The 4161-nt window shown below is 67.6% G+C and carries 3 protein-coding genes and 3 pseudogenes; 2 read left to right on the forward strand and 4 right to left on the reverse strand.

What is annotated here, in order from left to right:
• Window positions 1-245 (forward strand): hotdog fold thioesterase (locus JCM19049_RS09005; protein ID WP_279402815.1); only part of this gene is annotated, 245 nt, incomplete at its 5' end.
• Here JCM19049_RS09005 and JCM19049_RS09010 read toward each other — a convergent pair.
• Window positions 211-1002 carry a tyrosine-protein phosphatase gene (locus tag JCM19049_RS09010; RefSeq protein ID WP_054821419.1) on the reverse strand — a complete coding sequence of 264 codons (792 nt, stop codon included), beginning with the start codon at window positions 1000-1002 and terminating at the stop codon, window positions 211-213. The genes JCM19049_RS09005 and JCM19049_RS09010 overlap by 35 nt on opposite strands.
• Before the next feature lie 358 nt (window positions 1003-1360).
• Between JCM19049_RS09010 and JCM19049_RS09015 the strand changes: the two genes are divergently transcribed.
• Complete coding sequence (locus tag JCM19049_RS09015) at window positions 1361-2023, forward strand: RIO1 family regulatory kinase/ATPase (RefSeq protein WP_279402816.1); 663 nt, start codon at window positions 1361-1363, stop codon at window positions 2021-2023.
• Window positions 2024-2115: 92 nt separating this feature from the next.
• Here JCM19049_RS09015 and JCM19049_RS09020 read toward each other — a convergent pair.
• The 3 pseudogenes from JCM19049_RS09020 to JCM19049_RS09030 form a co-directional block, all read right to left on the reverse strand.
• Window positions 2116-2972: pseudogene (locus JCM19049_RS09020) on the reverse strand (3-hydroxyacyl-CoA dehydrogenase family protein).
• A 6-nt stretch (window positions 2973-2978) separates the two neighbouring features.
• Window positions 2979-3771 (reverse strand): annotated as a pseudogene (locus JCM19049_RS09025) (enoyl-CoA hydratase/isomerase family protein).
• Window positions 3772-3776: 5 nt separating this feature from the next.
• Window positions 3777-4157: pseudogene (locus JCM19049_RS09030) on the reverse strand (3-oxoadipyl-CoA thiolase); the annotation flags it as partial.
• Window positions 4158-4161: the final 4 nt, after the last annotated feature.

Raw genomic sequence — 4161 nt, forward strand, 5'->3', positions numbered from 1 at the left:
GCGAGGCGGTGGGCTCCTGGGCCGCCGTGAAGTTCGCCTCGACCTTCGGCAAGGTGGTGGTCGGCGTGGATGTCAATGCCACCCATCACCGCTCGGCCACCGGCGGCGAGGTGACCATCACCGCCACCCCGATCAAGCTGGGGCGGCGGCTCACCAGCCACGAGGTCATCATCACCGATGACCAGGACCGCCGGATCTGCACCCTGCGCATCACCAACCTGGTGGTGGACAGGCCCGCCCACTAGACGCCTCTCGCCAATGGCCGGGGCGCCGGCGGCGGTTAGCGGCCAGGACGGGAGTCCGCCTGGCCTGCGACACCACCTGGCGCAGCCGCTGCACCGTGGCTTCGGACAGGCCCAGGCGGAGCAGGAACTCCTGCGGATCACCCACCCAGCGCATGAACTCCTTGAGCGCCGCGGCCCGGCTGGCGAGGATCGGAGTAAGTTTTCCGTCGGGCAGGTGGCTTTCGTGCGGGTGGCGGTACCCGCTGACCCGGTGCCATTCATTGATGCCGCGGGTCGCCAGGGCGTCCTGCTCCAACACCTCATCGCCACGCCCAGCCAGGGCCAGCAGCAGGCTGGCCACCAATCCGGTGCGGTCCCGGCCCGCCGAGCAGTGCAACACCACCCCACCCTCGCCCGCGGCAAGCTCGGTGAAGACCTCCCGCAGCCGGTGGGGAAACTCCTCGCACACCAGGCGATACATCGACGGGTGGTTCATGTACGGAACGGCCACGGCCGCGAACCGCTCATTACCGGCATCCTCCAGGGGCAGGTTGACCACCCGGATGCCCTCCAGCGCATCGGGACGCACCCGCGGGTCCAGTGCCCGGGCCTTGTTTTCCCCGGGATTGCGCAGATCCAGCACCCGCCGCACGCCGGCCTCGGTCAGCCATTCGCGCCGGCCCATCCGGTAGACCGAGCCGGCAATGCGCCGGGCATTGACCGATCCATCCCACGTCACATCCCCGGCGCCGCGCCGGTAGGTCCCTGGTTCCATCATGCTCCCATTGCACCACAACGCCGCGGCAGGCTACGCTATGGACTGATTGAGTTTCATCAATCGGTATTTGTTCCAAGGAGGATCCCGATGGCTGTTCTGACTTCACCCCATGCCCCATCCCGTCTTTCCAAGGACCGATTGTGTATCACTCTTCTGCAACGAACCGATTAGACCCCACCACCGAACCTTTTGAACCCACCCGCCGCCGGCAGCGGCGCTGGATGAATCCGGCCCGGAACCGCTGCCCGCCAGCCAACGCCACTCCACCTGGACCGGCATTGAGAAGGATGCGCGCGGCCCGCGCCCGTATCCTTCCTGGCTGATCGAGGAGGCGGCCGCCATCGACACCGAGCTGGGCTTGATCAAGTCCGGCAAGGAGGCCGAGGTGCATCTGCTGGAACGCGCCACCGAACAGCGGCGGGTCCTGCTGGCCGCCAAACGCTACCGCGCCAGCGAACACCGGCAGTTCACCCGCTCCCAGGCCTACAGCGAGGGCCGCGCCGCACGGCGTTCACGGGATAACCGCGCGGTAAGCAACAATTCCAGCTACGGCCGCCAGGTCGCCGCCGGACAATGGGCCGCCGCCGAATTCCACTACCTCACCCTTTGCCACCAGGCCGGGATCCCGGTTCCCTACCCGGTGCAGATCGATGGGACCGAGCTGCTGTTGGAATTCATCAGCGACCCGCAACACCCGCAGCTGGCGGCCCCGCGCCTGCAGCAGCTGCGCCGGGAGGATGAGCGGCTGCCGCAGCTGTGGGACCAAGCCGTGCGGATCCTGGAGGGGTTCGCGGCGGCCGGCCTGGCCCATGGGGACCTGTCGGCCTACAACCTCCTGGTCGCCGGCCGGCGCCTGGTTGTGATCGACGTGCCGCAGTGCGTGGATTTGGCTGGCAACGCCAATGGCCTGGATTACCTGCACCGGGACTGCGTGAATCTGTGCGCCTGGTTCGCCTCAAAGAACCTGGAGCGTGATCCGGACGCGCTGTTCACCAGCCTGCTGGCGGTGATGTTCAGCTAAATCCGGCTCGCGGGCACCGGTTAAGCGCCGCAGGGGCGTGCCGCCGTAGGCAGCACGCCCCTGGTGGACCGTTTCCGGTGTCCTGGACTCTTCTAGTCCTGGGACCAGTCGTAGAACCCTGGCCGCTCTTGCGTCCCAGCTTGCCCTCGGCCACCAGCTCACGCAGGATCTGCGGCGGCTCGAAGCGCTCCCCCAGTTCCTGATGCAGGTATTCGGCAATGCCCAGACGCACGTCCAGGCCGACAATGTCGGTGGTCTCCAGCGGCCCGGTCGGGTGCTTGTAGCCCAGCACCATGGCGTTGTCGATGTCCTCGGCGCTGGCCACGCCCTCCTGGACCATGCGCATCGCCTCCAGGGCGATGGCCACTCCCAGGCGGGAGGAGGCGAAGCGGGGGCGTCATTGACCACCACTGCGGTCTTGCCCAGGGCGGCAACCAAGCCGCGGGCCTGGTCCACCAGTTCGGCGTCGGTCTGCTTGCCGATCACCACCTCGATCAGCGTCGAGGCCGGGACCGGGTTGAAGAAGTGCAGGCCCAGGAAGCGGGAGGGGCGGGACAGCTCTCCGGCCAGCCCGGAGACCGAAAGGCTGGAGGTGTTCGAGGCCAGCACCGCCGTGGGCGCCAGGACCTTTTCCACACCCTGCAGCGAGGAAACCTTCAGGTCCCAGATTTCCGGGACGGCCTCGACCACCAGCTGGCAGTCTTCAAACTGCTGGTAGTCGGTGCCCACGCTCAGCCGGGCCCCGAGCTGCTCACGGGTCTCGGACAGGGTGCCGCGGGCCAGGGACTTGTCCACCGAACCCATGACGCGTTCGCGGGCGGCGGCCGCCGAGGCCTCGTCGCGTTCAATGACGCGCACCTGGCGCCGCTGATCAAAATGCATGGGCGATGCCGGCGCCCATGCGCCCGCCGCCCAGCACGCCTACTGTTGCCGGAAGGGAATTGTTCATCGTCGCCTACTTCTTCTTTCGATCCAAAAACGCCTGCATGCGGTCAAACTTGGCCTGGGACTCAAAGAGCATCCCCTGGGCCAGGGTGTCGATCACCGGGTGCACCTCGCGCGGGGTGTGGAACACGGCCTTGGTGATCCGCACCGCCAACGGGTCCTGGGCGCAAATCCGGTCGGCGAGCGCGTCCGCCGCGGCCTGCAGCTGTTGCGGGGCATGCAGTTCAGTGACCAGCCCGGCCTGCAGGCACTGGCTGCCGGTGAGCACCTTGCCGGCCAGCAGGATCTCCTTGGCCATCGGTTCACCTACCAGTTCCTTCAGCCGCCAGGTGGCCCCGGCGGCGGCCATGATTCCCAGGTTGGTTTCCGGGTTGCCCATGCGCAGCGCCTCGGTGCCGATGCGGAAGTCCGCCGCGTAGGCCAATTCCGCTCCCCCGCCCAGGCGTAGCCATCCAGTGCCGCAATGACCGGCATCGGCAGCTTGGCGATCCGGTCAAAGATGGTGGAGTTGATCCCGGCCAGCGCATCATCGCGCCGGCGTCGCGCAGCTGGGCGATGTCCGCCCCGGAGGCGAAGATTCCCTTGACGCCCTTGGGGTGCTCTTCGGTGGGTTCCTGGCCGGGGGTACCGGCCAGGATCAGCACCTTGGGAGTGGCCTCCAGGTGGCTGCACACCGCGTGCAGCTCATCGACCATCACCTGGTCGATGGCGTTGCGCACCTTGGGTCGGTGCAGGCGCACCCACAGCCGGTCCTCGCGCTCGCTGATCTGCAAGGTGGTGAAGTCTGTGGCATTCAGGCTCACTGGGACTAGACCCCCTCAACCAAAAGCGCGGTTCCCTGTCCCACGCCCACGCACATCGTGGCCACGCCAAGCTTGCGCCCGGTTCCGCTCAGTTCGCGTTCCATGCGCCCCAGCAGGGTGATCACGATGCGCGAACCGCTGGAACCCAGCGGGTGGCCCAGGGCGATGGCCCCGCCGTCGTTGTTTACGATTCCGGCGTCCACGCCCAGTTCGCGCATGCTGGCCAGGGACTGGGAGGCGAAGGCCTCGTTGATTTCCATGGCTCCCAGCTCATCGATGCCGATGCCGGCGCGCTCGAGCACCTTGTTGGTGGCCGGCACCGGGCCCATGCCCATGATTTGTGGGGCCAGGCCGGCGGCCTGGCCGTCGATGATGCGGCGCGCGGGTCAG

This window comes from Arthrobacter sp. JCM 19049 (genome assembly GCF_001310435.1).